The organism is Xenorhabdus sp. PB61.4 (assembly GCF_963894935.1).
Taxonomy (GTDB): Bacteria; Pseudomonadota; Gammaproteobacteria; order Enterobacterales; family Enterobacteriaceae; genus Xenorhabdus; species Xenorhabdus stockiae.
In genome coordinates this window covers 1-3,373 of sequence record NZ_CAWQJR010000091.1, presented here as the reverse complement: position 1 = coordinate 3,373, position 3,373 = coordinate 1, and the positions used below count along the sequence as shown (strand labels likewise).

At 61.6% G+C, this 3,373-nt stretch carries 1 protein-coding gene and 1 pseudogene; one reads left to right on the top strand and one right to left on the bottom strand.

Features of this window, described 5'->3' with window-relative positions; genetic code table 11:
- Positions 1-25: 25 nt before the first annotated feature.
- Complete coding sequence (locus AACX68_RS05930) at positions 26-3,178, top strand: RHS repeat-associated core domain-containing protein (RefSeq protein ID WP_228860811.1); 3,153 nt, start codon at positions 26-28, stop codon at positions 3,176-3,178.
- Here AACX68_RS05930 and AACX68_RS05925 read toward each other — a convergent pair.
- Positions 3,167-3,373, bottom strand: a pseudogene (locus AACX68_RS05925) (hypothetical protein); the annotation flags it as partial. The gene AACX68_RS05930 and the pseudogene AACX68_RS05925 sit on opposite strands and share 12 nt — an antisense overlap.

Genomic DNA, 3,373 nt, shown 5'->3' with positions numbered 1-3,373 from the left:
TGCTGGCAACGGCCAGCGGGAGGAGGTGACCCGGACTGAGTTTGATGCGGCCGGCAACCCCACCCTGCAGATTGCCCCGGACGGCACCCGCACGGTGTGGGTCTATTACCCAGCCAAAGGGGAGGTGACACGGCTGAATGACGATTGCTACGGCTGTCCGGCTGACCCCCATGGGTTTGTCCGCTATGTTAAATCGAAAACGGTGACCCCGGGCGTGGCTTCCCCCGTCGGGGCCTATGACGATGCGCCGGCGCATGTGGTGATTTACCGTTATGATTCCCTGCCCACGCTGCCGGGAACTGCGACCAAAACGGCGGTGGTGCGGACGCACCAGTGTCTGTTCCGGGTGGACCGGCACACCGGACAGCGCCAGTTGTTGCACACGCATCAGACCGGCTATGTCAGCCGGCTGAATTCCCGCCACTACGGGCGGGTAGAGCGCCTTGAGCAGACGGTGTATGACGGAGCCGGTCAGGGATATACCCAGCGACAGGTCTTTCACTATCAGTTGGATAAACAGCGCCTGAAACAAACGACACACTGGACGAGTGAGCATGACGGCCTGACGGCGTCCAGCGTGCAAATCCGCTCCTGCTTCAGCCATAAAGCGGGGTTTGAGCAGGACCATCAGGGCTGTACGGCGCTGTATGAGTATGATGCGTTTGGCCGCCTGTCTAAGCAGCTGAATAATGCCGGGACGGCATACGCCCGTGACATTGAATATGCCTACGCCATTGAACAGGCAGGCGTGGTGGCGACCACCCAGAGTGATGTGCTGGGCAATCAGAGCCGGACCTGGTTTGACGGACAGGGGCGGCGATGTAAGCAGGCTATGTTGCTGAAAGGGCAGGAGAATGCGGGATGGCAAAAGGTGGCGAGGACGCAGCGGGACAGCTGGGGCCGGGTGGTGAACCAGACCCGGTATGACCAGTTACCGACCGGGAACAACCCGGCAGAAACCGAGTGTATCGCGGTCAGCCAGCAGACAGACTATGACGACTGGGGGCAGCCCTGCGTGATAACGGACGCGACGGGGACGCGCCATGTACAGCATTACGACCCGGTGACCCGGATAGCGCAGCAAACCACTCAGGCCGGGGACCTGCCATTTGGCACCACGCAAACCCACTATAACGTTCGTCACCAGCCGCTGACGGTCACCCTGTTCGACAGTCAGCATCAACCGATATCCCGGCAAAGCCACTGGTATGATGGGCTGGGCCGATTACGGGCCACTCTGGATACACTGGGGAAGAAAACCGAATACACCTACGATGCCTTTAACCGGGTCGCGACCGTCCGCTACAGTGACGGCACGGTGGTACGGAAAACCTATGCGCCGTTCAGTCCCGGTAATTTAGTGGTCAGAATGGAAGTGGACGGGAAAGTGCTCGGTGAGCGGGAGTTTGACAGTCTGGGGCGGGTAAAGTGGAGCACGGTCGGTGGCCGGACGGAGAAGAGCACCTATCAGGGCGTCAGTCCGCTGCCGGACACCGTGACAGACGCCTTGGGGCAGACGGCGACGATGCAATATGAGCCGCGGCTGGGCAATGTCCCCATCCGCGTGACCGCCCCGGGCCTCACGCAGCAGTTTACCTATGATGGTCAGAGTGGGGCGCTGACCCGGTCGGAGGCGGTCGGACAGGCCACGTTGCAACGCACTTATACCCCGGCGGGGCAGCTTAAGGAAGAAACGGTGAAGTTTGACGATGCGGGGGCCGGGCCGGCGCGCCGTGCCGTGTATCACTATTCCCCGACCGGTCAGCTGACGGCCTGTCAGGATATGACGGGGGTCGGGCACCGGCTGCAGTTTGATGGTCTGGGCCGGCCGGTTAAGGCGGTGGATGAGGCGGTGACCGTGACCCTCCGGTATGATGCGGTCGGGCGGACAGACCGCTGGACGGTGCAGGACAATGCCCGTCAGCAGCAGTTGGTGACGACCCTGACCTTTGATGATTTCAGCCGGGAAGTGGAGCGGCGGATTGAAAGCGGGACGGACATCCTGACCCTGAACCAGACTTATACCCTGACCGGACAACTGGCGAGCCGGACCACCGCGGTCCGGCCGGCGAACGACTCCCAGCCCGCGGTGCGGTTGCGGGAAGAGTCTTATACCTACGATGCCCACCGCCGCTGGCTGACGGATTACCGCTGTTCGGGCACGGAATGCCCGCGGGATGCCTATGGGCAGACTCTGAGCCGCCAGCAGTTTACCTACGACCGGCTGGGCAACCTGCTGACCTGTCTCACCACTCTGGCGGACGGCAGTCAGGACACGGCCCGCTTCAGTTACGCGAATCCGGCCGACCCCTGCCAGCTGACGAAAATCACCCATAACCACCCGGCCTACCCGGCCACGATTGTCCTCACTTACGATAAAGCCGGGCAGCTGATTGAGGATGAGTCGCATCGAAGGCTGGCCTATGACGGGCTGGGCCGGCTGGCCTCAGTCACGCAGGGAGGGAGCACGCAGACTTACGGTTATGATGCCAGCGGGCGGCTGGCGTTGCAGCGGCGGGGTAAGGCGGGCACCCGGGAGCTGTATTATCAGGGGGCAAGCCGGGTGGCGGAAATTCAGCGGGAAAGCGGTGCGGTCACGCGGCTGGTGCAAGCGGGCAGTGCGCCAGCGGCGAGTATTACGGCTGACGGCGTGCATTTACTGGGCACGGACGGGCCGGGTAGTGTGCTGCTGAGCCGTCACAATGAGCGGGGATCGCGTTTTCGCTATACCCCGTACGGGCAGCAGGCGGCGGCGGACAGTGATCCGGATTTGCCGGGCTATAACGGGGAGCGGCAGGACCCGGCCGGGGGCGGGTATCATCTGGGTAACGGTTACCGGACTTATAACCCGGTACTGATGCGGTTTACGGCGCCGGACAGCCTCAGCCCGTTCGGGGCCGGAGGGCTGAACCCGTATGCGTACTGCCTGGGCGATCCGATCAATCGGACCGATCCGAGTGGGCACATGAGTGTGGGCAGTATTCTGGGAATAGCATTAGGTCTGTTTGGAATGGCTGCGGAGTTGGCGGCGGCCATCCCAACGGGGGGAGCCTCCCTGACGCTGAGCGGGGCGATTTTGGCCGGAGTTGGTTTTTTAGGGGCGGCAACCGGGCTTGCCAGTAGCGCAACCGAAGAAAGTCATCCACAGGCCTCGAGCATTCTAGTACTACAGTCGTAACGATTCCGTCATCAGGCGCTTTGCCTGGTAGCGGTAGTGACATTGTTGCGCATAGTATTGATGTCGTCGTCGCCAATCTGACCAAGATAAAATTTGTTCTACGGTCTTCTCTGCCTTTTCCATCAGTTTTGACAGCAACTTACGCAGTTCCGCTACACTCAGGGCTACCCGTCCCGCCGGCGTTTTTTTTCTCCT